The 22,166-nt window shown below is 64.3% G+C and carries 21 protein-coding genes, 2 tRNA genes and 1 pseudogene; 8 read left to right on the top strand and 16 right to left on the bottom strand.

All coding sequences use genetic code 11. The annotated features are described in order from the left end of the window. The 9 genes from HUI96_RS24650 to HUI96_RS24690 form a co-directional block, all read right to left on the bottom strand. Entirely contained in the window at positions 1–984 is a 984-nt protein-coding gene (locus HUI96_RS24650; RefSeq protein WP_188257360.1) for an oligopeptide/dipeptide ABC transporter ATP-binding protein, read from the bottom strand. Next, positions 981–1,994: an ABC transporter ATP-binding protein gene (locus HUI96_RS24655; RefSeq protein ID WP_188257361.1), complete on the bottom strand. Its 1,014-nt coding sequence runs from the start codon at positions 1,992–1,994 to the stop codon at positions 981–983. Before HUI96_RS24655 ends, HUI96_RS24650 begins: the two co-directional genes overlap by 4 nt. A 110-nt stretch (positions 1,995–2,104) precedes the next feature. Beyond that, positions 2,105–3,733 (bottom strand): ABC transporter substrate-binding protein, encoded by a 1,629-nt coding sequence (locus HUI96_RS24660; RefSeq protein ID WP_188257362.1) that lies wholly within the window; start codon positions 3,731–3,733, stop codon positions 2,105–2,107. A 220-nt stretch (positions 3,734–3,953) separates the two neighbouring features. Then, entirely contained in the window at positions 3,954–4,670 is a 717-nt protein-coding gene (locus HUI96_RS24665; RefSeq protein WP_188257363.1) for an HAD family hydrolase, read from the bottom strand. Between the two features lie 825 nt (positions 4,671–5,495). Further along, entirely contained in the window at positions 5,496–6,209 is a 714-nt protein-coding gene (locus tag HUI96_RS24670; RefSeq protein ID WP_188257364.1) for an ABC transporter ATP-binding protein, read from the bottom strand. Continuing rightward, positions 6,206–6,964: an ABC transporter ATP-binding protein gene (locus tag HUI96_RS24675; protein ID WP_210320311.1), complete on the bottom strand. Its 759-nt coding sequence runs from the start codon at positions 6,962–6,964 to the stop codon at positions 6,206–6,208. The genes HUI96_RS24670 and HUI96_RS24675 overlap by 4 nt, the downstream gene beginning before the upstream one ends. Then, positions 6,961–7,947, bottom strand: coding sequence for a branched-chain amino acid ABC transporter permease (locus HUI96_RS24680; protein ID WP_188257365.1), 987 nt, complete (start codon positions 7,945–7,947; stop codon positions 6,961–6,963). Before HUI96_RS24680 ends, HUI96_RS24675 begins: the two co-directional genes overlap by 4 nt. A 16-nt stretch (positions 7,948–7,963) precedes the next feature. Beyond that, the gene (locus tag HUI96_RS24685; RefSeq protein ID WP_188257366.1) at positions 7,964–8,836 is read right to left on the bottom strand and encodes a branched-chain amino acid ABC transporter permease; all 873 of its coding nucleotides are present in this window, start codon (positions 8,834–8,836) and stop codon (positions 7,964–7,966) included. 122 nt (positions 8,837–8,958) lie between these two features. Further along, positions 8,959–10,149, bottom strand: coding sequence for an amino acid ABC transporter substrate-binding protein (locus tag HUI96_RS24690; protein ID WP_210320312.1), 1,191 nt, complete (start codon positions 10,147–10,149; stop codon positions 8,959–8,961). 835 nt (positions 10,150–10,984) lie between these two features. On the opposite strand from HUI96_RS24690, the gene HUI96_RS24695 reads away from it, so the two are divergent. Next, on the top strand, positions 10,985–11,146 hold the full coding sequence (locus tag HUI96_RS24695; RefSeq protein WP_188257368.1) for a hypothetical protein: 162 nt from the start codon (positions 10,985–10,987) through the stop codon (positions 11,144–11,146). A gap of 39 nt (positions 11,147–11,185) precedes the next feature. Here HUI96_RS24695 and HUI96_RS24700 read toward each other — a convergent pair. From HUI96_RS24700 to HUI96_RS24710, 3 genes are all read right to left on the bottom strand, one after another. Beyond that, positions 11,186–11,259, bottom strand: a tRNA-Gly gene (locus HUI96_RS24700). A 32-nt stretch (positions 11,260–11,291) separates the two neighbouring features. Next, a tRNA-Tyr gene (locus HUI96_RS24705) sits at positions 11,292–11,376 on the bottom strand. A gap of 166 nt (positions 11,377–11,542) precedes the next feature. Continuing rightward, the gene (locus HUI96_RS24710) at positions 11,543–12,013 is read right to left on the bottom strand and encodes an SAM-dependent methyltransferase (protein WP_188257369.1); all 471 of its coding nucleotides are present in this window, start codon (positions 12,011–12,013) and stop codon (positions 11,543–11,545) included. Positions 12,014–12,181: 168 nt separating this feature from the next. On the opposite strand from HUI96_RS24710, the gene HUI96_RS24715 reads away from it, so the two are divergent. Then, positions 12,182–13,036, top strand: coding sequence for a TrmH family RNA methyltransferase (locus HUI96_RS24715; RefSeq protein ID WP_188257370.1), 855 nt, complete (start codon positions 12,182–12,184; stop codon positions 13,034–13,036). Between the two features lie 29 nt (positions 13,037–13,065). Here the strand turns inward: HUI96_RS24715 and hyi are convergent, their stop codons facing one another. Then, positions 13,066–13,851, bottom strand: coding sequence for a hydroxypyruvate isomerase (hyi, locus tag HUI96_RS24720; RefSeq protein WP_188257371.1), 786 nt, complete (start codon positions 13,849–13,851; stop codon positions 13,066–13,068). Positions 13,852–13,957: 106 nt separating this feature from the next. On the opposite strand from hyi, the gene HUI96_RS24725 reads away from it, so the two are divergent. Next, the gene (locus tag HUI96_RS24725) at positions 13,958–15,205 is read left to right on the top strand and encodes a cytochrome P450 (RefSeq protein WP_188257410.1); all 1,248 of its coding nucleotides are present in this window, start codon (positions 13,958–13,960) and stop codon (positions 15,203–15,205) included. 22 nt (positions 15,206–15,227) lie between these two features. Here HUI96_RS24725 and HUI96_RS24730 read toward each other — a convergent pair. The 3 genes and pseudogenes from HUI96_RS24730 to HUI96_RS24740 all read right to left on the bottom strand — a co-directional run bounded on the left by HUI96_RS24730 (position 15,228) and on the right by HUI96_RS24740 (position 16,843). Next, positions 15,228–15,455 (bottom strand): annotated as a pseudogene (locus HUI96_RS24730) (DUF2442 domain-containing protein). Between the two features lie 8 nt (positions 15,456–15,463). Then, entirely contained in the window at positions 15,464–15,808 is a 345-nt protein-coding gene (locus HUI96_RS24735; protein WP_188257373.1) for a cupin domain-containing protein, read from the bottom strand. An 84-nt stretch (positions 15,809–15,892) separates the two neighbouring features. Continuing rightward, the gene (locus HUI96_RS24740; protein ID WP_188257374.1) at positions 15,893–16,843 is read right to left on the bottom strand and encodes an AEC family transporter; all 951 of its coding nucleotides are present in this window, start codon (positions 16,841–16,843) and stop codon (positions 15,893–15,895) included. A 284-nt stretch (positions 16,844–17,127) separates the two neighbouring features. Here HUI96_RS24740 and HUI96_RS24745 point away from each other — a divergent pair, with 284 nt between their 5' ends. The 5 genes from HUI96_RS24745 to HUI96_RS24765 all read left to right on the top strand — a co-directional run bounded on the left by HUI96_RS24745 (position 17,128) and on the right by HUI96_RS24765 (position 22,151). Beyond that, on the top strand, positions 17,128–17,412 hold the full coding sequence (locus HUI96_RS24745; protein ID WP_188257375.1) for an acyl carrier protein: 285 nt from the start codon (positions 17,128–17,130) through the stop codon (positions 17,410–17,412). A gap of 27 nt (positions 17,413–17,439) precedes the next feature. Further along, entirely contained in the window at positions 17,440–18,615 is a 1,176-nt protein-coding gene (locus HUI96_RS24750) for a beta-ketoacyl-ACP synthase (RefSeq protein ID WP_188257376.1), read from the top strand. A 13-nt stretch (positions 18,616–18,628) separates the two neighbouring features. After that, positions 18,629–19,897, top strand: a complete 1,269-nt coding sequence (locus HUI96_RS24755) for a beta-ketoacyl-ACP synthase (protein WP_188257377.1) — start codon at positions 18,629–18,631, stop codon at positions 19,895–19,897. Positions 19,898–20,154: 257 nt separating this feature from the next. Beyond that, positions 20,155–21,183 (top strand): zinc-binding dehydrogenase, encoded by a 1,029-nt coding sequence (locus HUI96_RS24760; RefSeq protein WP_188257378.1) that lies wholly within the window; start codon positions 20,155–20,157, stop codon positions 21,181–21,183. Then, positions 21,180–22,151, top strand: a complete 972-nt coding sequence (locus HUI96_RS24765) for a lipid A biosynthesis lauroyl acyltransferase (RefSeq protein WP_188257379.1) — start codon at positions 21,180–21,182, stop codon at positions 22,149–22,151. The genes HUI96_RS24760 and HUI96_RS24765 overlap by 4 nt, the downstream gene beginning before the upstream one ends. Positions 22,152–22,166: the final 15 nt, after the last annotated feature.

Consider the following 22,166-nt stretch of genomic DNA (forward strand, 5'->3'; position numbering starts at 1 on the left):
TCATGCCGCAACTGCGGCGGCATCCCCCGCCACAAGGTGGCAGGCTGCCGTTCGCTGCACGCCCACCCGGCGCAATGCAGGCGCGTTCGTGCGACAGAGATCGATCGCCAGCGGGCAGCGCGGATGAAAGGCGCAGCCGGTCGGGCGGACTGCCGGATTGGGCGGCTCTCCCTGCAGGATGATGCGACCTTGGAGCTGCTTGCCCGGTACCGGCATGCTGGACACCAGCGCTTTGGTGTAAGGGTGCCGTGGCGACCGGAAGATCGTGTCGGAAGATCCCTCTTCCACGATCTTGCCGAGATACATGACCGCAACGCGATCCGCGACGTTGCGCACGACCTTCAGGTCGTGGCTTATGAAGACCATGGCCATTCCGTACTGTTCCTGCAGGTCGCGCAGCATGTTGACGACCTGCGCCTGAATGGAGACATCCAGCGCCGCGACCGGTTCGTCGCACACCAGTAGCGACGGACGTGTCGCGAGCGCCCTGGCGATGACCGCCCGCTGGCGCTGACCACCGGAAAGTTCGTGCGGATAGCGCCCCGCCTGGTCGCGGCGCAGACCGACGGCCGCCATCAGTTCCTCGACCTGGGCGGTGCGCTGCTCCTTGGTGCCGATCTGGTGGATGTCCAGCGGCTCCCCGATCTGGGCGGCGATAGTCAGGCGGCGGTCGAGTGCGGCCAGCGGGTCCTGGTAGACGAGTTGCATCTTCGCGCGCAGCGCACGCCACTGCGCACTTCGCAGCGGCGGCATGGGCTTGTGCTCCAACTTGACCTCTCCCGCCTGGGCGGGATCGATCCCGAGAAGCATCCGGCCCAGCGTCGACTTGCCCGAACCGGACTCCCCGACGATGCCCAGCGTCTCGCCTGGCATCACGACCACCGATATGTCGTCCACGGCGCGGACCGGGTTTGGGCGTGCAAAGTACCCGCGGCGGACCTGATAGACGCGCGAAAGATTTTTGGCCTCGAGCAGCGGCGTCACAGCATCACCGCTTCGGGCATCCTGTCCCTGACCATGCCGGTCTTCACGGGCTGGGCCGGCTGCACACAAGCCAGCTTCCTGCCGCGGCCGCGGGAAAGAAGCGGCGGTAAGGCCGTCTTGCAGATGGCGGTCGCCTGCGGGCAGCGCGGCGAGAAAGAGCAGCCTTGCGGCAAGTCGCTCGGATTGGGAACCGTGCCAGGTATCGGAATGAGCCGGCGGCGCGGCCCGTCAATGCTGGGGATCGCATCGAAGAGGCCGCGCGTGTAGGGATGCTGCGGGTCGGAGAACAATTGCTCGACCGTGCCCTCCTCGACGATGCGGCCGGCATACATCACGCAGACTCGCTCGCAGACCTGCGAGACCGCGCCGAGATCATGGCTGATGAAGACCAAGGCCATGCCGGTCTCGTTCCTGAGCCGGATCAGCAGATCGAGGATCTGGGCCTGGATCGTCGCATCCAGCGCCGTGGTCGGCTCGTCGGCGATCAGCAGGTCGGGTTCCCCGGCCAATGCCATCGCGATCATCAGCCGCTGGCACTGGCCGCCGGAGAATTCGTGTGCGTAGAGGTCGAAGCGACGCCGGGGGTCGGGTATCCCCACCATGTCCATCAGCCTGAGTGCCTCGGCCTTCGCTGCCTCGCCCGCGAGGCCTCGATGGATTGCGAGCGCCTCGACAATCTGGCGGCCGATCCGCAAGACCGGATTGAGCGAACTCGAAGGATCCTGGAAGATCATTGCTATGCGCCCGCCGCGCACCTGCTCCAATTGGCTGCGCTGGGCTCCCCGGATCTCGCGGCCTTCCAGTTTGACGGAGCCGGTGACCGTTGCCTTGCCCGGCAGGAGGCCGAGCGCCGCCAGCCACGTCACGGACTTGCCACAGCCCGATTCACCGACAAGGCCCACGGCCTCTCCGGGGGCAATGTCCAGATCGATCCCGTGCAGGACCTGAACACCGTCGAAGGCAACTTTCAGGTCGCGCAATTCCACCAGATTGGATGCTGACGTGCTCATGGTTCACCTGCGATTGTCTCGCCATGTCCGCACTCTGGGACGGACGCGTTCCAATGAATGAAAGATGCTCCGGCGGCGTGAGCCGCCGGAGCGAAGCGGCAAGCCGCCGATCAGTTCGTCCAGTTGGCGCTGCGGAAATCCATCGCGAAGGCCGGCGCGGCCCTCCACTTGAGCGAGGACTTCATGCCGGTGAACACGGCGTTCTGGTGCAGGACCTGGTAGACCGGGTCTTCGCGCTCGCAAATCTCCAGCATGCGGGCGAAGGCCTTCTTGCGCCGAGCCTGATCGGTGCTGGTCTCCAGCACGACCGAAAGCTCGTTCACCTCGGCATTGGTCCAGTCCTTCTTCTGCTGGGCTTCGCCGTTCGGGCCGAACTGGGACACCATCGGCGTGACGGGATCGTTGATGTTGGCCGAAGCCGACCAGTCACGCACGCCCTTGATGCCTGCCGGATCGTGGATCTGGCCCCAGTTCTCCTTCATCTCGATCTCGACGTTGAGGCCGACCTGCTTCCACATCTCGACCATGATCTGCGCGTTCGGCGTCTGGTTGGTGTAGTAGTTGTTGAGCAGGCGGTAGGGGATCGCGTCGCCCTTGTAGTTGGCCTGCTTCAGCAGGTCACGCGCCAGTTCCGGATTGTATTCCGGAGCAGCCCATCCTTCGACGAACATTTCGCCGTAGGATGCGAACTGCAGCCCGGCGGGAATGACCGTCTGGCCAGCCCAGAGCGCTTCGACGATCGCCTTGCGGTCGATCGAATGGGTCATCGCCCGACGCACCAGCGGGTCGGCGAGGATCGGGTTCTGGACGTTGAACACCGAGATGCGGTGATTCTGGATGGTCGAACCCTGCACCTCAAAGCCCGGCGCCGCCTGGATGGCAGCGATCTGGTCCGGCGGCAGGTCGCAGGCGAAGTCGTATTCGCCCGAGAGCAGACCGTTCACGCGCGACGCGACTTCCGGCACCTCGACGAAGCGGATCTGCTCAAGCGGCGGCCGTCCACCCCAGTAATCGTCGAAAGCGACGAGCGTCAGCGAGACGTCCGGCTTGTACTCGCCCACCATGTAGGGTCCCGTCGTGATCGGCTTGCGGGCCCAGTCGGCGAAGCTGGGCGCCTCGTCCCAGGCGCGGCGATTGGCGATCTGGCTGCCATAGGCGTAGAGGCGGCCTTCGAGCGTGACATCGGGGGTCGTGTTGTGAAAGCGGACCGTGTACTTGTCGACGGCCTCGACGCCCGCCAAGGCCGGCCAAAGGCGGCGGCCGATGCCCGGCACGGAGGCCGGCAGTTCCTTCACCGTCGTCGGCTTGTGATCGTCGGCGAAGATGGTCTTGCCGCCGGCCGGCTCGGTATCGCCGAATACGCGTTCCTTGGAGAAGCTGAACACGACGTCCTCGGCGGTCAACTCGTCGCCGTTGTGGAACTTGACGCCCTGGCGGAGCTTGAGTTCGATCGTCTTGTCGTCGATGCGCTTCCATTCGGTCGCGAGGCCTGCGACCGGGCCCTGGTTGCCCATCCAGTCACGCAGGATCAGGCCTTCCCAAAAATTCGGGAAGAATACGCGCTCGCCGACATTGGACTGCTCCTTCCAGACGCAGAGCGTGTTGTTGTTGGTGATCTTTTGCACGGCGATGGTGACGGACGGACGCGCCGCCTGCCCGATGGCGAATCGCGGCAGAACGAGGCTGCCCGCCGTTGCGCCGATCAAGCTGAGCGCATGTCGCCGATTGAGTGAAATCATCCCGGATTCTCCTTTTGCATGGGCGGCGCAGGCGGCGTCGTACTTGCCGACCGTCCTTAGGCCTCTTCCGGCGGTATAAACGTCGCCCCATGAAACATTTGTGACGCGAGAACTGCATAGATCCGGGAAAGAATATGGACCGCAATGAATGCGCACAGTATTCACGAGCGGACATCCACTCGAGAGCAACCAGGTAATCCTGAAATAATATTTCAGATGCTCAGGTGATACTTATCTGAGCGGGTGCCGCTTCGATAGTTGCTGCATCGCGCGGGAGGGCGATGGAACCAATCGCTGCTGCAAGTTCGGCGCTTCCCTCGGCCACCAGCGACGCTCCAGCCTCTTTCAGGACGGTGTGTCGGCCAGCGGGAGGATCGGCCGAATCGACGAAGCCGATCGCCCTCATCCCTGCAGCGACGGCACCGGCAATGCCGTGGGCACTGTCGTCGATCACCACGCACCGCTCCGGCTCCACGCTGAAAGTGCGCGTGCAAAGCTCGAAGAGATCGGGGGCCGGCTTCGGACGCTCGACCATCTCCGCACTGAAAATGTTCGGCGCGAACTCCGCCCAGAGATCGAACAGGCCGAGGCTCCGACGCAATCTTTCCGTCGTGCTGTTCGACGCGACGCATTTGAGATGGGGCAGCGAACGCACGAGGCCGGCCATTCCGGGCATCGGACGAAGCGAACGACTGAACTCGTCGAACAGTCTCGATTGCATCTCCGAAAAGACGCGATCAACGTCCAACAGGCCAAATTCATCGACGCATATGCAACGGCATTCCTTCTCCGATGCGCCGGTGAAGCGGCGGTGGACGTCGGCTGCGCTGACGGAGACGCCAGAGCGCTGCAGCGCTTCGGCGAGCAAGCCGCTCGCCACCGGCTCGCTGTCGATCAAAACACCATCGCAATCGAAGATAAGAAGGTCGGTCGTCATCACGGCGGGCTTCCAACGGGAGAAGCCGGGTCGTTAGGTTACAAGTGCTACGCCCATGTGACAGAAGTCTTGCGAGCGGGGACCAGATGGATCAGGAGGGCCGCGTAGCTCTATCTCATGGAAGGTTTGGCGCCCTGCTCGGCATGCTGACCGGGAGCGGCGGCGGCATGGCCGCGATGTACTCGTCGCCGAGATAACAACGGTGCTGCGCGCCGATCTTTACGCATCGCCGCCTTGGCCGGCGCGGCGGCGGTCGTTGCAGGCAACCAGTTGCATCTCCCCCTTGGGCACGGCAGGCGATCGCTGGGGCGGTGCTGTGCTTCGGACTTCGTCTGCCGGCAATCCGGCGCGGCTGACGCCTTCCCCTTGTGGGGCGCGCCACAAGCTGTCGTTGGTACCAGCCAGCAGTTGTGGCCTGCGGCGCGCCCACAGAGACGCCGCCGCCTGACGCCAACTGTTGACGATGCTAGCGCATCTCTGCCGGCTGCCATTCACGCCGCCCTCGCTTCGGCCCTCACGGCCAAAGGCTACAGCCAGCCGACGCAGTTCAGATTGAGATGGCAAGCGGAGGCTATGGCGAGGCTGACCTCCTCGTATCGGCGCAGACCCCGCTGCTGGATTGGCGCTATCAGTTGTAGAATTCGTAGCCGCCGGAGCAGGACATCAGCAATCCGCCCTCGACCTCGATGATCTTACCGACAATGCGACGCCCTCGCGAATGCCCTGTTTACTTGAAGCGATGAACGACACGACCTCGCGCCGGATCAGTATCGATCCGCGTTAGTTGGAGTTGTCCATAGACGCACTAGTCGCCACCGGGGCGGTTCAGACCCCGCCCATATAGATATCCATTATTTGGCGATCGTCGCGCACATCCTGCGGGCTTCCTTCGAAGCGTTTTTCGCCGGCCGCGAGGATGTAGAGCTTATCGGCAATGGGCATGGCCTCGCGGATGTTCTGCTCGACCATCAATATGCCGATGCCTTGCGCGGTGAGCGTGGTGATGCGCTCTAGCGTTTCATTGACCATGGCCGGAGACAAGCCGGCGGAGGGCTCATCGAGCAGGATGAAGCGCGGCTCCGAAACCAAGGCACGCGCTAAAGACAGCATGGCCTGCTCGCCGCCGGACAGCGACCCCGCCGCCGTGTGCCTCCGCCGCGCCAGCGACGGGTACTGATCGATCAGCGCTTCGATGCGCCGCTCCATAAGACGCTTGTCGGGTATGGCATAGCCGCCCATGCGCAGGTTCTCCGTCACCGTCAGGCGCGGAAATACGCCGCCGCCCTGCGGCATCAGCACCAGGCCGTTCCGGACCACCTGGTGGACCGGAAGGTTGCTCAGCGTGATGCCGTCGAGCAGGGTTGTGCCGTTCCACAGCGGCAACGCGCCGGCGATGGCTTTGAGCAGAGTGGACTTGCCGCAGCCGTTCGGGCCGAAGATGCAGGTGATCTTGCCCGCCTCGGCAGTCACCGACACGCCGCGGACGATCTCCTGCTTCCCATAGCCGGTGACGACGTTTTCGGCGACGAGCGCGCTCATTGCGGCCGCCCCAGATAGGTCTGCATGACTTCGGAATTGCGCACGATCTCGTCAAAACTGCCGCTCGTCACCACGCGCCCGGCATCCATGACGATGATGCGGTCGCATACGCTGCGCACCATCTCCATGTCATGTTCGATGACGAGGAAGGATACGCCGCGCTCGCGTAGCTTCGCGATGGCTTCAAGGATGATCTTGCGAATGCTGGGATGCACGCCGGCCGTCACCTCATCGAGCAGGATCAGCGTGGCCCGCCGCATGATGACGCGGCCGAACTCCAGCAGCTTCTGCTGGCCGCCCGAGAGATCGGAGGCGCGATTGTCGGCGACATGCTCCAGCTTGAGCAGCGCCAGCGTCTCGGCCGCCCGTTCGTGCGCGCCCGGCCAGTGGCCCTCGGCGGCGGCTGCGAGCAGGTTCTCCGTCACCGTCATGTTGTCGAACAGAGCCGGGATCTGGAAGGTGCGCGCGAGGCCCAGCCGCGCGACCTTGTAAGCGTCCTGGCCCGCGATATCGCGACCGTCGAAGCGGATTTCTCCTCGATCCGACGCCACCGTTCCGGACACGAGGCTGAACAGCGTCGACTTGCCGGAGCCGTTGGGACCGATCAGTCCGGCGATCTCGCGCCGGCCGACCTCGAGATCGACGCCATTGGCGGCCTTGATCCCGCCGAAATGCTTGTGGAGGCCGCGCACGACGAGGATGGGATCGACGGCGGCATCCGGTCTGTGCGCCTGTGGCTGGGTCGAGATGCTCACTTACGATCTCCCCCACCAGCGTCCACCAGTTTCTCCACCGTCTTGCCGAGCACTGTAGCGGTACTGCCCCGGCGTCTCGCGAACAGGCCGGCAATGCCGTCGGGCAGGAACAGCACCACCAGCACGATGGCCGCGCCAAGGATGGCGATGTAGAAGGCAGTGTCGCCCCAGTACATCCATATCAGGCGGTTGACTACGAACAGCGCCACGCCGCCGATAGCCGGCCCCCACAGCGTGCCGAGCCCGCCCAGCAGCACCATGACCACCATCTGGTCGGTGATATCTCCGCCGAACACGCTCCGGGGATTGATGAAGGTGACCCAGTAGGCGAAGATCGCGCCGAACACCGAGGCGGTAATCGCGCTCAGCACGAAGGTCTGCAGCTTGACCCGCGCGGTATTGATGCCCATCGCCTCGGCGGCCGGCTCGTGGTCGCGCAGCGCCTTGACCTTCAGCCCGAAGCGCGAATGCTCGAACAGCGCCCAGGTCAGGAGGTAGGTCAGCACCGCGGCCGCGAGCATGGCGAAGTAGAAGAAGCGCTCGTTGAGGAAGGGCGGCAGGCTGAGCCCGCCGATACCGCCGGTGAACTCCATGACGGTCGCGAACTGGATGAGCACCTCCGCGAAGGCCCAGGTGGCGATGGCGAAGTAGGCGCCGCGCAGCCTGAGCGTTGACGCACCGATGACGACGGCGCAGGCCGCCGTCACCGCGATGCCCGCGGGAATCGTGGCGGCGAACGGCAGGCCTAGCGGGTCGGCCATCAGTAGCGCCGTCACATAGGCGCCGAGGCCGAAGAAGGCCGATTGCCCGAAATTGATGTAGCCGGCATAGCCGCCCAGCATGTTCCACGAGCAGGCGAGGCCCGCCCACATCAACGCGCCGGTGGCGATGCGCAGCCAGTAGTTGTTGACCAGGAGCGGCATCAGGACCAGCACGACGAGGAGCGCGCCGAGGAAAAGGAGGCCTGGCCAGCGCGGTTTCATGGGATACACCGCCATGTCAGAGGCCCCGCCGCAGGATCCCGCGCGGGGATATAAGGAGAACCAGGAACAGGGTGGTGAATATGGCCAGCAGCGAATAGCTCGAGCCGACATAAGTGGCGACATAGGCCTCGATGACGCCCAGCAGCAGCGCCGCCACCACCGCGCCCCCGACGGATCCCAGTCCGGCCAGCACGGCGACAAAGAAGGCGAACAGCGTGTAGCGCAGACCGGACTCGGGATTGACCGAGTAAATGGCGCCCATCAGCACGCCCGCCATGGCCGTGATGCCGGCATAGAGGCCATACACATTGGCACTGAGGCGGTGGATGTTGACGCCCATCAGGGCGGCGTTGTGCCGGTTCTCGGCGGTGGCACGGATGGCAAGGCCGTAGCGGGTCTGGTAGAGGAAGACGAACAGCCCTCCAGCGATCATCACGGCGAAGAGCGCCGCCGCCACGCGGATCAGCGGCACTGTAATCGGACCAATCATGAGGCTCTCGCCGCTCAGCGCCGTGGTCACGGTGCGCGTGTTGAAGCCCCAGGCGGTGAGCATGCCGCCGCGAAGCAGTGTGAACAGCCCGAAGGTGAGCGCCAGCGCCATGAGTTCCGGCCGCGCGGTGCGGCTGTTGCGGACATTGTAGAGGATCGGCCCGATCAGATAGCCGATCGCCCCGAACAGAACGAAGGCTAGCGGCATGGCGACGAAGCCGTCGAGGCCGAGACCCGCGACCATGTAGTAACCGAGATAGCCGCCCAACACGACCCAGCCTCCCACCGCGAAGTCGATGACGTGCAGCACGCCGAAGGTGAGTTGGAAAGCGATGGTGAAAGTGGCGATGACGCCGCCGATCAGAAGTCCGTTCAGCAAGGTCTGAAGAAAAAGGTCCAATGTGAAACCATCTGAATGCCGGGTGGCGGGAAAATCTGCTTCAGGTCGTGCGCGGCACTGGGACGTCTGCCGCGCCGCCGGGTCGGCAGCGCGCGATCGGCTCGCGCGCTGCCTTCAGGTGGCTATTTCCAGGCGGGCAATGGGTAGATGTAGTCGGCGGCAGCTGCTTCCTTCGGGCCGACTGCTATCGTCTTGCCGCCTTGGATTTGGACCAGCACGGGCACCGGCTGGATGTTGTCGTGGTAGTGCGGACCGTCCTTCTCGAACTTGATCGGGCCGTAGAAGGTCTGGATGTCAGTCTCGGCGATGGCATCCTTCAGCGCCACGCGGTCCTCGGGCGTCAGTGCCGGCTTCTTGCCGAGCCGCTTCAGCGCATCGCCCAACACCACACCGCTCGCCGCGCAGCCGGCAGCCGTATAGTCCGGCTCCGCCCCCAGCTTCTTCTGCGCCATCTCGGCGAAGTCCTTGGCCGTGCCGAACACATCGTCCTTGTAGGATACGGAAGGCAGCCATACCACCACGCCCGTCGTGCCATCGGCATCGGCGCCGAGCGCTTGGGCGAAGGCGGGATTGGTGACGCCGTAGTGCATGATCAGAGCTTTCGGCCGGTAATTCAGCGACTTCGAGGTCTTGACCACGTTGATCAGCACCTCCTCATGGCCGCCGACAGCGACGATGTCTGGATTGAGCGCGGCGATCTTGGAGATGACCGGAGTGAGATCGCCCTCCGGCGGCACCAACTCATAGGCGACCAGTTCCAGGCCAGCGGCCTTGACGCCGTCGCGGAAGCCCTCGCCTGTTTCCTTCGAGAATGGCTCGTTGACGCCTATGACCGCGACGGTCTTAGCCGCCGGGTTGGACAGCTTGGCCAACACACCCAGCGACATTCCCGACGTGGTGTCGACAGCAGGGATGATGCCGAAATTGAATTCCGGCTTGGCCTTCCAGACATTCGGCGACTCGGCCGAACCGGAGATCATTGGCACCTGGTATTTCTGGCAGATTGGCTGCACGGCGATGGTCGAGCCGCTGGTATAGGGGCCGAACAGCACATCGACCTCGTTCTGTACGATCAGCCGCTCAGCAGCATCGGCACCGGTTGCCGGGTTGCTCTGGTCGTCGCCGTAGAACATCTCGACTTTAAAGCGTTCGCCGGCCACCTCCACGCCACCCTTCGCGTTGATCGCATCGGCCCATAGATCGTAACCTTGCTTGGTCAGGTTGCCGCCGAGGATATTCTCGCCCGAAAGCGAGGTGATGACGCCCGCCTTGAAGGTCGCCGCTTGCGCCCGCGCGGCCCGCACAAAGGGCATTCCGAGCGCGCCCGCAGTGACGGCGGCAGCGCTGCCGCCCAAGAATCTGCGACGCGAGAAAGAAGAGTATCTCCGAGCCATATTGCAATTCCTCCCTTGCGTGTCATGGCCTTGAGGTCAGTTCTTTTAGCTCACCATACGATCACATGTGCATTGCGCAGACAAGCGCATCGTTCAGCGGACAGACCGCCCAGCGGCGGCCGGGAATGACCCGTTGTGAATGTTTCTTTCCTCGATCATGGCCCCAAAACTCGGCCATTCAGAGCAAGCCTGTTCCGAAATATCCATTCGAGCGATAACGGTGGCGGCTCCTGGCAGTGCCGCTCTCGTTGGTCAGCGTCTCGATGCCATTGAGCGCCGTGCGGTTCTCGGCGAGATCGCCGAGCTTTCCGCGCCGAGGCAGAATACGATCTGCGCCCGAAACATTGCAGCAGGGATTCGTGGCGGCCCCGCGCGTCGTAAGCTGAAGAGTACGGCCGATCCGCAAGAGCCGGCGCCGCGCGCGGCTGGTCAGAATGGATAGTCGTTGGCGTTACGTCCGGCCCGCGGATCAGCGCTTTCGGACGGAAAGTAGCATGCATAAAGGCGCGCCACCAACTGACATGCTGCTAGGCATGCTGATTAGCCGAAGCGGTCGAGAGCGGTCTGGCGGCTTTCGGGGACCGAGTTGGTAAGAGCAGCCATTTGGCGAACGAGGGGTCGAACTGCTGAACGGAACTCGGCAGCGAGATTACATAGCGGGTGACGAGCAGTTGGTCCTGACGGATGGCGGAAGGGCATTCTTCGGTGAGTTCGGGATTGATTTGGCCCGGTTGGAGAAGGGCCGCCGTCCCGTGTGCCGGGCCTGTCTCTGGCAGGATTTACGGAGCGCGAAATCGCCGAGGTGCTGGGCTGGGAAGAGGAGGCGGTGGAGAAGATCGTCCGGCACTATGTGAGCCGCACCGCCGCAGTCGCGGATCAGGTCAGGAAGCTCGACGCGGCGGGAGCCGCGGCGTAAAAACACGTCCGGGTCAGGCGGCTAAGCCATTGGAAGGGCTGGAGCGGGTGAAGGGAATCGAACCCTCGTATTCAGCTTGGAAGGCTGCTGCTCTACCATTGAGCTACACCCGCGCCTCGGGTTCTCTTACAGCATTTTCCGGCGGTGGTGGAGGGGGTTGGATTCGAACCAACGTAGGCATAGCCAACGGATTTACAGTCCGTCCCCTTTAACCACTCGGGCACCCCTCCGACCGTCCGGAGCCTGCTGCGAGGCTTCCTGCTGGAATGGGGCCGAAGCCCCAACCGCGAGCGCCTTATGGAGGCAAGCCTTGGCGGTGTCAACCGCATCGATCGCGCTCTTTGAAGGTGCTTGTGGAACTTCGAAAGACCGGGCCATTGCGGAGCCAGATGACTGTTATGTGGTGTCCTCCGCGCGCGACGCCAGCCCTTCGGATCGATCAGGGAGCGGAATTTCGCGTAGGGGGTCGCCGCCGTCGATGAACAGCCGGCCCTCGGGCCTCAGGGCGGCGGCGATGCGCCGCAGCGCCAGCCTGCCGGCCTCCGGATGGCGCCCGTCCAGCGCCCCAACCCGAACCGCGAAGGCGAGATGATATGGAGCCTCCCTGGCCTCGAGTTCGAAGCCTTCGGCCTTGACGCAGCGCAAGGTCAATCGACCCGACGCAATCTCCGCCGCGCACGCGCTTCGTGCCTGATCAATCGCCTTAGCGGAGCGATCGATCGCCAGAATATGGCCGTTACCGATTCGCGCTGCCACCGCGCGCGCCGCCGCACCAGGGCCGCAGCCGATCTCCAGCACACGCATCCCCGGTGCCAGCGGCAGCGCCTCCACGATCGCCGCCAGTCTCCGTGAAAGCCGTTCGTCCATCCCCATCCCCCGATCAGCCACTCCATGTCAGAATGGTTGCGTATCGCCGTCGGATCAAGCTGACCGAGTTGAAGCATGGCCGGAAACGCTTCCGGGAGTTTACATTTGCCGTGACGGACGACATCAGGGATGTGGCCTGCGCCTCAGGCGGGCCGGCCAGGAGGCATGATGAGCGACGACCGTAAGAAGGGTAGCCCCAAGGACACGCACTATGCGAAGCTGCGCCGCGCATTCCGCGATCAGAAGGCAGGCGCGCCTGTGCACCGCCCTCGCCCGCCGATCATTCCGGGCGAACCTGCGGCGGATGGGCTGGTGCGGCTTTACGGGCTGCATACGGTGCACGCGGCAATCGACAATCCGCGGCGACGAATCAGGCGGATGCTGGTGACGCGCAATGCGCTGGAGCGGCTGGGCATCGCAGATCCGGCCGCCCTGCCCTTCGAAGTCGAGTTGGTCGAGCCGCGTGACATCGACAGGATCACCGGCTCGGACGCCGTGCATCAGGGCGCGCTGATCGAGGCGGAACCGCTGAAGCCAAAACCGCTTTCAGCCCTGGGCGACACCTCGCTCGTGGTGGTGCTCGACCATGTGACCGATCCGCACAATGTCGGCGCGGTGCTGCGCTCGGCGGTGGCGTTCGGCGCCGGCGCGCTGGTCACGACATCGCGGCACAGCCCGACCGAGAGCGGAGTTTTGGCGAAATCGGCATCGGGCGCGCTGGAGCACATCGATCTCATCGAGGTGAAGAACCTCGCTGCGGCCCTGGAGGAACTGCATGAGGCGGGCTTTCAGACCATTGGTCTCGATTCGGAGGGGCCCGCCGAACTAGAGCAGAGCTTTTCAGGCGAGCGGATTGCCCTTGTGCTCGGCGCGGAGGGCAAGGGCCTGCGCCAGAAGACGCGGGAAACTGTGACGACCCTTGCCCGGCTCGACATGCCCGGCGCGATCCGCTCGCTGAATGTTTCGAATGCGGCGGCGGTCGCGCTGTATGCGGCCAGGCGGTTTTTGGCGACGCGATTCTGAAGAGGGTGGCGGGAGCGAAAAATCCCCCCTCACCCGGCCTCCGCCACCTCTCTCAACCACCCCAGTCCCGCCTCGGTGCCGGCGAGCGGGCGATATTCGGCCCCCACCCAGCCGTCGTACCCGATGCGGTCGAGGTGCCCGAACAAAAAGGGATAGCTGATCTCGCCGGTCCCGGGCTCGTGGCGGCCTGGATTGTCGGCGATCTGGATGTGGGCGATCCGGCCCAGGTTCTGCTCGATCGTGCGGGCGAGATCGCCCTCCATTACCTGCATGTGGTAGATGTCGTACTGCAGGTAGAGGTTGTCCGAGCCGACCTTGTCCATGATCGCCAAAGCGTGGCGAGAGGTGTTGACGAAAAATCCGGGAATGTCGCGCGGGTTGATCGGCTCGATCAGCAGTTTGACGCCGGCATCCGCCAGTCGCTGCGCGGCGTAGCGAAGATTCTCGACCAACACGCTTTCCATCGTCTCCCGATCGAGCCCTTCGGGCGCCAATCCCGCCAGGCAATTGACTCGCTCGCAGCCGAGTGCCCGAGCATAGGCGATCGTGGTGTCCACGCTTTTCCGGAACTCTTCGACCCGGTCGGGCAGGATCGCGATGCCGCGCTCGCCCGCAGCCCAGTCTCCCGCCGGCATGTTGAAGAGCGCCTGAGTCAGCCCGTTGCGCTTCAGGCGCTCCGCGACGATCTCTGGAGGGTGTTCGTAAGGCGAGACATATTCCACCGCCATAAAACCCGCCCTGGCCGCCGCATCGAAGCGATCCAGGAACCCGTATTCCTGAAACAGCATCGTCAAATTGGCTGAAAAGCGGGGCATTTGGGCGCTCCTGGCAGTTCGCGCGAAGCTGCAGCTTCAGCGTTGCGTCATTCCCCCCAACCATACGGGCTGGCGGGAAGCGGGCAAGCCGGTCTATTGGTCCATCATGACCCCCTTGCCGAAACCACCCTACCTCGCCTTCGATCCCGACTCCCGCCGCGCCAGCCTCGATCCGCACGAGCCGGCCTTCGTGCAAAATCCCTATGAGGCCTATGCCTGGCTGCACTCGGTAAGCCCCGCCTTCTTCTGGGAGCAGTACGGCTTCTGGTGCTTCGGCGGCTACGACGAGGTGAATCGCCTGCTGCGGGACCGTCGTCTCGGCCGTCAGCGGCCGGCGGACGTGGTCCCATATCCGACCGAGCGCAGCCACCTGTCGAATTTCGACGGCCTCGAAGCCAATTCGCTGCTGGAACTGGAGCCACCCGCGCACACGCGGCTGCGGACTTTGGTCAACCGCGCGTTCGTCTCCCGGCAGGTCGAGCGGCTGCGCCCGCGAATCGAGGCCTTGGCAAACGAACTAATCGACCGCTTCCCGGCCTCGGGCGCCTTCGATCTGCTGACCGCCTATGCCAGCCCGCTGCCGATCACGATCATCGCCGAGATGCTCGGCGTGCCGGTGGAAATGGGACCGCAGCTGCTCGAATGGTCGCACCGGATGGTGACCATGTATGTGCTCGATCCCAGCCGTGAGGACCAGATCGCCGCCGACAACGCTTCGCGCGACTTTGCCAGTTTCCTGCGCGGCCATGTCGCCGAGCGGCGAAAGCGACCGGGCGACGATCTCATCTCCTTGCTGATCGCCGCCCAGGATGGTGAACGGAAGCTCACGGAGGACGAGTTGATCTCTTCGGTGGTGCTCCTGCTCAACGCCGGGCACGAGGCAACGGTGCACCAGACCGGCAACGCGGTGATGACGATTCTCTCCCAGGGGGGTGACCCGCGCCGCTTCTTCACGACACTGGAAGCAAACCAGGCGGGTGTGGAGGAGTGTCTGCGTTACGAGGCGCCACTCCACGTGTTCACGCGCTACGCCTATGAGGAGATCGAGCTCGGCAATGGCATCCGGCTGAAGCCGGGCGAGCAGATCGGGCTGCTTCTCGGAATGGCGAATCGCGATCCGCGCGCCTTCGCCGAGTCCGACCGGTTCGATCCGGCACGCACCGACCAGAAGAACGTCTCGTTCGGCGCCGGCATCCACTTCTGCATCGGCGCGCCGCTCGCCCGGCTGGAACTGCAGGTTTCGCTGAAGGTGCTGTTCGATCGCCTTCCTAGCCTGGCGCTCGCAGAAGCGCCGCGCTTCAGCGACACCTATCATTTCCACGGGCTGGAGCGGCTGATGGTGAGGGCCTCGTAGCTCCGTACGGTTGCGGCGCTGCTCAGCGCCCCGACAAAAGACTCAGCACCGAAATGTCCTCGTCGACATCCGGCCAGTGAATCCCCTAACCGCGGCCGTTCAGTCGCCAATTGGCCCTGGCCTGCGGGGTGGCGTCGCGCAGCCGCGGGTACCACGCCAAGGGCGCGGATATCTCCCGGCCGTCCTCGAGCAGGACATGCAGCGTATGCTCGCCAAAGCGTACTTCAGTGGCAATCGGGCTGGTTGGCATATCCCCCCTCACAGCCGGATCACATATTCCTTCCGCGTCGTCTCGATGACTTCCCAGGTTCCCTTGAAGCCGGGCTTCAGGACGAAGGAATCACCCGCCTTCACCGTACGCGCCTCGCCGCCGTCTTCAGTAATGATCGAGACGCCTGAGAGGATGTGGCAGAATTCCCATTCGTCGTACTGGATGCGCCACTTGCCGGGCGTGGACTCCCAGATCCCGGCGTACAGCCCGTTCGGCCTCTCCTCGACGTTCCAGGTACGGAATTTTGGTTCGCCCGAGATGATGCGCTCCGGCGCGGGCGCTCCCTCCTCGGGTGTGCCTGAGGGCGCGATGGCCAGGAATCGTGAAATCATGGAGATATCCCCTTCGATGAGGTGATTATCGATCCGCGAGCTTTGCACGGCAACGCGGAACTGGCGGACCGTGGTGACGGCATCTTACCCGAACACCCAAACCGCGATGGTCAGCCAGAAAGCCGTAGTGAACGCGGCAAGTGCAGTGGCGATCGTCATCTGGTTGGAGGCCAGCGCCTGGCCGGTCCCGAACTGCGTGGCGATCAGATAGGAATTGACGCCGGATGGCAGCGCGGCGGCAGCGACCGCCACCTTGGCCGTGAGCGACGGAAGCCCGAACAGCCATCCCAGCGCCAGAGCGGCGGCAGGCATGAGGAAGAGTTTTAGCATCGAAAGCGCCAACGCCGGGCGCAGATTGCCGGAGATGCCGAATTTCTTCAGACCGAGTCCCATCGCGAACAGCGCCAGCGGCGCGGCGATGCCGGCCAGCGCGTCTACGAATCGCATGGCGAGCGACGGCAGTTGCAAACCGGTGAGCCGCCACAACAGCCCGGCGAGGATGCCGATTATCAACGGGTTGGAAAACACCTTGCTGAGGAAGGTCTTCACGATTCTTGTCGGGTGGATCGGGTCGCCCCGGCGCCGGCTGAAGAATTCGAACAGGATGATCGAAGCCATCAGCATGGTCGGAAGGTGGACCGAGATCAGCAGCGACAGTTGCTCGAAGCCGCGCTGACCGAGCACGCCGAGCATGAAGGGAATGCCGAGCAAGACCAAATTGGAGAAGGCGGACGAGACCCCGCCAACCACGCCAGCCTTGCTGTCGCGCCCGAACACGCGTGTGGTGACGAGGTGGCCGGCAGTCCAGGCGACAATCACGGCGGCGAAATAGACGCCCCAGAGGGCCCAGGGGGCGGCGCCGTGGAAATCGGCGCCGATCAAGGTACGGAACAAGAGCAGCGGCAGCGCGATCCCCACGGCGAATTCCGACAGCGCGTCTCCGGTATGCACTTTCAGATAGCCTGTGACGCCGGCGATATAGCCGAGCGCCACCAGTCCGAAGATGAACAGTACCGTTTCCACGAGCGGAGACATGCCGCCCTATAGGGCGATCAACGCGCGCAGTGCAACGATTCTGCAATTTTTCCGGGAGCTTGCGTCGAAATCCACCAATTCTCGACCCTGAAGCCTATCCGAATGCCTACAGGTGCTTGCACGCATTGTTTTCAAGTGACAGCAATCGTGCGCGATTCTACCGCGTAAGGCGCGGACGCACCGCCTCTTTGCGGGCACTTTCGGCTTTTCCTGTGCGGAAAAACCGACTAGGAGAGCCGAAACTAGCCGCGGCCCGCTTGCCGCGCCGAATCAAAGGATTTGCCGTGTCCACGACCTTCGACAAAGTCGCGAACATAATCGCGGAGACCAGCGAGATCGACCGCGAAAAGATCACGCCTGAAAGCCACACGATCGACGACCTCGGTATTGATAGCTTGGACTTCCTCGACATAGTCTTTGCCGTCGACAAGGAATTCGGGATCAAGGTGCCGTTGGAGAAGTGGACCCAGGAAGTCAACGACGGCAAGGTTTCGACTGACGAATACTTCGTCATGAAGAATCTCTGCGCCAAGATCGACGGACTGGTCGCGGCGAAAGCCGCCGCCTGAACGACTCTTGTTGGGGGATATCGCGCAGTGAGCGCGCACGACGTTCTCATCACCGGCATAGGCATCGTCTCGTCGCTCGGCGAAGGCGCCGAGACGCACTGGAATGTGCTGGCGGCCGGCGGGGTCGAGCCGCGCATCGACAGCGAGCGGTACGCGCCCTTCACCATCCATCCGCTTCCGGAGATCGACTGGAGCCGGCAGATACCGAAACGCGGCGACCAGCGTCAGATGGAAACCTGGCAGCGGCTCGGCACCTATACCGCCGGGCTTGCGCTGGAGGACGCCGGCATCAAGGACGACGATGCGCTCTGCGCCTCGATGGACATGGTGGTGGCCGCAGGCGGCGGTGAGCGCGACGAGGCGGTCGATGCCTCGATCCTCGCGGCTTCGCGCGCGCGCCGTGACCACGAGGTCCTGCTCAACGAGAAACTGACGACCGAACTCCGGCCGACGCTCTTCCTGGCCCAGCTCGCAAATCTGCTGGCCGGCAATATCTCCATCGTCCACAAGGTGACGGGCTCGTCGCGCACTTTCATGGGCGAGGAAGGCTCGGGCGTGTCGGCAATCGCCACCGCCGCGGCCCGCATCCGCTCCGGCCAGGCCACGCACATGCTCGTCGGCGGTGCGTTTCAGACCGAGCACCCGGACATGCTGCTCGGCTATGAGGTCGGCGGCTACCTGCACCGGGGGCCTCACGCGCCCGTATGGAAGCGCAAGGGCTCCGCCGGCGGCGGCCTCGTCAGCGGCTCGGGCTCCGCCTTCCTGGTCCTGGAATCGCGGGAGCATGCAGCCTCCCGCGGCCGCAGAGCCTACGGGCGGCTTGTCTCGGTGGCGCAGGGCCGCGCCAAGCGCGATGATCTGGAAGCCGCGATCGAGGGAATGTACGCGCAAGTCCAGGGCGACGATGCGGACATCGTCATCTCCGGCGCTTCCGGCGCCCATGCCGCGACCTCGGCAGAGAAAGCGGTTCTCGACCGTCATGGCGCCGCGGTTCGCGCCTTCTCGACACTGACGGGGCACATTCGCGAGGCGCAGTTCCCGTTCGCGGTGGCGCTGGCGGCTTTGGCGGTCGGGCAAGGCAAGGCGTTCCCGCCGCTCGGTCCTTCCGAAAAGCAGGCGGACGGCACGGTCAAAAGCGCGTTGGCCACCGCGATCGGCTATCATTTTTTCGAAGGCGTCGCGCATATCGCGGCCGCGGAATGAGGCGGCAGGGGACATGGCAAAGCTGACGGATCATCTCGGACGGCCGATCGTCGCCGTCACCGGCATCGGCGTGGTCACCTCGCTCGGGGTCGACAAGCGCGACAACTGGGGCGCGCTGACGGCCGGACGCTCGGGCATTCATCCCATCACCCGCTTCCCGGTCGACCATCTCAACACCCGGATTTCGGGCATGGTCGACTTCCTCTCCTCCAGCAGCCAGGGCGCAAGCGCCCTCACCTACGAGCTGGCTGAACTCGCCGCTGCCGAGGCGATCGGCCAGTCGGGCATTTCTGGCGATTTCCGCGGGCCGCTGTTCCTTGCCTCGCCGCCCGTCGAACTGAGCTGGCAATCGCGCTTCGCCATGTACGGCCAGTCGGATGAGGCCGAAGGCTATGCGAGGCTGCTCGCGGTTGCGCACAAGCAGAACGGGACGGACGTGTTCAGTTCCGTCATGTTCGGCGCCGTAGCCGACCGGCTCGCCGACCGTTTCGGAGCTGTCGGGCTGCCGATCACGCTTTCGACCGCTTGCGCTTCCGGCGCAACTGCCATCCAGCTCGGCGTCGAGGCGATCCGCCGCGGGGAGAGCGACCGGGCGCTGGCGATCGGCGCCGACGGCTCGGCCACCTCGGAGGCGCTGATCCGCTTCTCGCTACTCTCGGCCCTTTCGACCCAGAACGACGTGCCGGAGAAGGCGTCGAAACCGTTTTCGAAAGACCGCGACGGCTTTGTCCTGGCCGAAGGCGGCGCGGCGCTGGTGCTGGAATCGCTGGAGAGCGCGCGTGCCCGTGGCGCTACCGTGCTTGGCATTCTGGCCGGTTGCGGGGAGCGGGCTGACGATTTTCATCGTACCCGATCCAAGCCGGACGGCTCTCCGGCCATCGCGGCAGTACGTGCCGCGCTTGCCGATTCCGGGCTCAGCGATGACCAGATCGATTATGTGAATGCTCACGGCACGTCGACGCCCGAGAACGACAAGATGGAGCATCTGTCGCTATCGACCGTTTTCGGCGAGCGCGTGAGGTCGATCCCAATCTCGTCCAACAAGTCGATGATCGGCCACACCCTTTCGGCAGCCGGCGCGGTCGAGGCTGCGTTCTCGCTGATGACCATGCTGGAAGGCGTCATTCCGCCCACCATCAACTATGACCATCCCGACCCGGCTATCGATCTCGACGTTGTGCCGCACAGGAGCCGAACGGCGGAGGTTTCCGCGGTGCTCTCCAACTCCTTCGGCTTCGGTGGGCAGAACACCTGCCTTGTCATGACCCGGGAACCGGTCTAATCGGCAGCTTCGCCGGCCGTGTGCCGGCTTATTGGTGCGTCCTTCGAGGCTCGCTTCGCGAGCACCTCAGGATGAGGACCGTTGCGGCTGCAGTCCCATGCCGTGTGCAGCAAGGCGCCCGCCTTCCTCATCCTGAGGCGCGACCCTGAGCGCGAGCCACTTGCTGGCGAGCAGTCGAAGGGGAGCCTCGAAGGACGTACCACCAATCTTCGTGCCGAGTTGCAAACGTCAACTCGTCACCAACTTGAACGGACCCCATGCGCGCATTGCAGTTGGTCGCCGACCGGCAACTCGAACAGGTCGAAATCCCCCCGCCCCCGGCGCCCGGCATCGGCGAAGTCACGTTGCGGATCAAGGCGGTGGCGCTCAACCACATCGACGTGTGGGGCTGGCGCGGCATGGCTTTTGCCAAGCGCAAACTGCCGCTGACGATCGGCGCCGAGGCATCCGGCGAGGTTGAGGCCCTCGGCCCTGGCGTGGCTGGCCTAGTTCCCGGACAGTTGGTCTCGATCTATGGCGCACGCACCTGCGGGCTCTGCAAGCCCTGCCGCGAGGGTCGCGACAATCTTTGCGAGCATGTCGGCGGGGTCCATGGCTTCCACCTCGACGGCTTCGCGCAGGAGAAGATCAACCTGCCTGCCCGCCTGCTAGTCCCTGCCCCGCCCGGCGTAGATGCGGTCGGAGCTGCCGTAGCACCGGTCACCTTCGGCACGGTCGAGCACATGCTGTTCGATAATGCAAAACTGCAGCCCGGCGAGACCATCCTGGTCCATGCCGGCGGCTCCGGCATCGGCTCGGCCGCCATCCAACTCGCCAAGCGGATGGGCTGCACCGTTATCACCACCGTCGGCTCGGCCGACAAGATGGAGAAGGCCGCGGCGCTTGGCGCCGACCACGTCATCAACTACCGAGAAGACCGCTTCGAGGGCGTCGTGCGCAAGCTCACCGCCAAGAAGGGCGTCGACGTCGTGTTCGAGCATGTCGGCGCGGATACCTGGGCCGGCTCCATGCTTTCGCTGAAGCGCGGCGGCCGCCTTGTGACCTGCGGATCGACCTCCGGCGTATCCACCTCCATGAACCTGATGCAACTCTTCCAGCAGCAGATAAAGGTGTTCGGCTCCTTCGGCTGCCGGATGGAAAACATGGCCGATGCCATGCTGAAGATGGCCGCCGGCATCGTAAAGCCCGTGGTCGATACCGAGGTCGATTTCGCGTCCATAGGCACCGCCCTCCAGCGGATGGAAGGCCGGGACGTGTTTGGCAAGATCATCCTGCGCGTCGGATGAGGTCGAGGGAACGTCTCTACCGCCTCACGCTGCTCGCGAGGCGCGCCAATCACTGGGCCATCGGCAAGCTGGCGCTCGCGGTCATGCGGGTTCTGAGGCTGCTACCCCCCGATGGCGCCATCAACTTCGCCGACCGCTTCGCCCGCCGATTCGGGCCGCTATTCGGACGCCACCGTGTCGCGCTCGACAATCTGCGGAAAGCTTTCCCCGAGAAGAGCGAGGCCGAGATCAAAACCATCGCCTCCGACATGTGGGGGAACATGGCGCGGCTGGCCGCCGAATATGTCTTCCTCGACAGGATCTTCGACTTCGACGTGAACGCCGAGAAACCGGGCCGCATCGAGGTGGAGGGCATTCCGCACTTCATCACCATTGCCGGCGAGGACCGGCCGCACATCCTGTTCACGGGCCATCTCGGCAATTTCGAGCTGCTGCCGATCGCGGGCGCCGCCTACGGCATGAAGGTCACGTCACTGTTCCGGCCGCCGAACAACCCCTACATAGCGGATTTCATCAACTCGACCCGGCGCTCGAACATGGGTGGCCTGATCGCCTCGCGCGCCGGCGTGTCTTTCGAGTTGGCCCGCATCCTCGACAACAAAGGCACGATCGGCGTTCTCGTCGACCAGAAGTTCATAGGCGGCCTGGAGACCACATTCTTCGACCGGCGCTGCCAATCGAGCCCGCTGTTGCCGAAGCTGGCGCGGCAGTACGACTGCGACGTCTACCCGGCCCGCTGCATCAGGCTTCCGGGAAACCGTTTCCGGCTCGTCCTCGAACCCAAGCTGGACCTGCCGCGCACCGAAGGAGACCGTATCGACGTCGAGGCGACCGCACAGTTGCTCAACGATGTGGTCGAACGCTGGGTGCGGGAAGATCCCGGCCAGTGGATGTGGTTCCACAAGCGCTGGGAGATCAGGCACCGGCGGCGAAACAAGCCCAGAAAGTCTTGGGTGGGCGGCGCGTAGAGCTGGGGCCGCCGC

This window comes from Pseudaminobacter soli (ex Zhang et al. 2022) (assembly GCF_014595955.1).
Classification (GTDB): Bacteria; Pseudomonadota; Alphaproteobacteria; order Rhizobiales; family Rhizobiaceae; genus Kumtagia; species Kumtagia pseudosoli.

What these genes read in the sequence shown, in the direction of transcription:
- HUI96_RS24740 (WP_188257374.1), bottom strand. Translation starts at nt 16,843, where the DNA reads ATGTCTCCGCTCGTGGAAACGGTACTGTTCATCTTCGGACTGGTGGCG.
- HUI96_RS24710 (WP_188257369.1), bottom strand. Translation starts at nt 12,013, where the DNA reads ATGGACGAACGGCTTTCACGGAGACTGGCGGCGATCGTGGAGGCGCTG.
- HUI96_RS24670 (WP_188257364.1), bottom strand. Translation starts at nt 6,209, where the DNA reads ATGAGCGCGCTCGTCGCCGAAAACGTCGTCACCGGCTATGGGAAGCAG.
- HUI96_RS24715 (WP_188257370.1), top strand. Translation starts at nt 12,182, where the DNA reads ATGAGCGACGACCGTAAGAAGGGTAGCCCCAAGGACACGCACTATGCG.
- hyi (WP_188257371.1), bottom strand. Translation starts at nt 13,851, where the DNA reads ATGCCCCGCTTTTCAGCCAATTTGACGATGCTGTTTCAGGAATACGGG.
- HUI96_RS24690 (WP_210320312.1), bottom strand. Translation starts at nt 10,149, where the DNA reads ATGCCCTTTGTGCGGGCCGCGCGGGCGCAAGCGGCGACCTTCAAGGCG.
- HUI96_RS24760 (WP_188257378.1), top strand. Translation starts at nt 20,155, where the DNA reads ATGCGCGCATTGCAGTTGGTCGCCGACCGGCAACTCGAACAGGTCGAA.
- HUI96_RS24765 (WP_188257379.1), top strand. Translation starts at nt 21,180, where the DNA reads ATGAGGTCGAGGGAACGTCTCTACCGCCTCACGCTGCTCGCGAGGCGC.
- HUI96_RS24725 (WP_188257410.1), top strand. Translation starts at nt 13,958, where the DNA reads ATGACCCCCTTGCCGAAACCACCCTACCTCGCCTTCGATCCCGACTCC.
- HUI96_RS24735 (WP_188257373.1), bottom strand. Translation starts at nt 15,808, where the DNA reads ATGATTTCACGATTCCTGGCCATCGCGCCCTCAGGCACACCCGAGGAG.
- HUI96_RS24680 (WP_188257365.1), bottom strand. Translation starts at nt 7,947, where the DNA reads ATGAAACCGCGCTGGCCAGGCCTCCTTTTCCTCGGCGCGCTCCTCGTC.
- HUI96_RS24655 (WP_188257361.1), bottom strand. Translation starts at nt 1,994, where the DNA reads ATGAGCACGTCAGCATCCAATCTGGTGGAATTGCGCGACCTGAAAGTT.
- HUI96_RS24665 (WP_188257363.1), bottom strand. Translation starts at nt 4,670, where the DNA reads ATGACGACCGACCTTCTTATCTTCGATTGCGATGGTGTTTTGATCGAC.
- HUI96_RS24755 (WP_188257377.1), top strand. Translation starts at nt 18,629, where the DNA reads ATGGCAAAGCTGACGGATCATCTCGGACGGCCGATCGTCGCCGTCACC.
- HUI96_RS24660 (WP_188257362.1), bottom strand. Translation starts at nt 3,733, where the DNA reads ATGATTTCACTCAATCGGCGACATGCGCTCAGCTTGATCGGCGCAACG.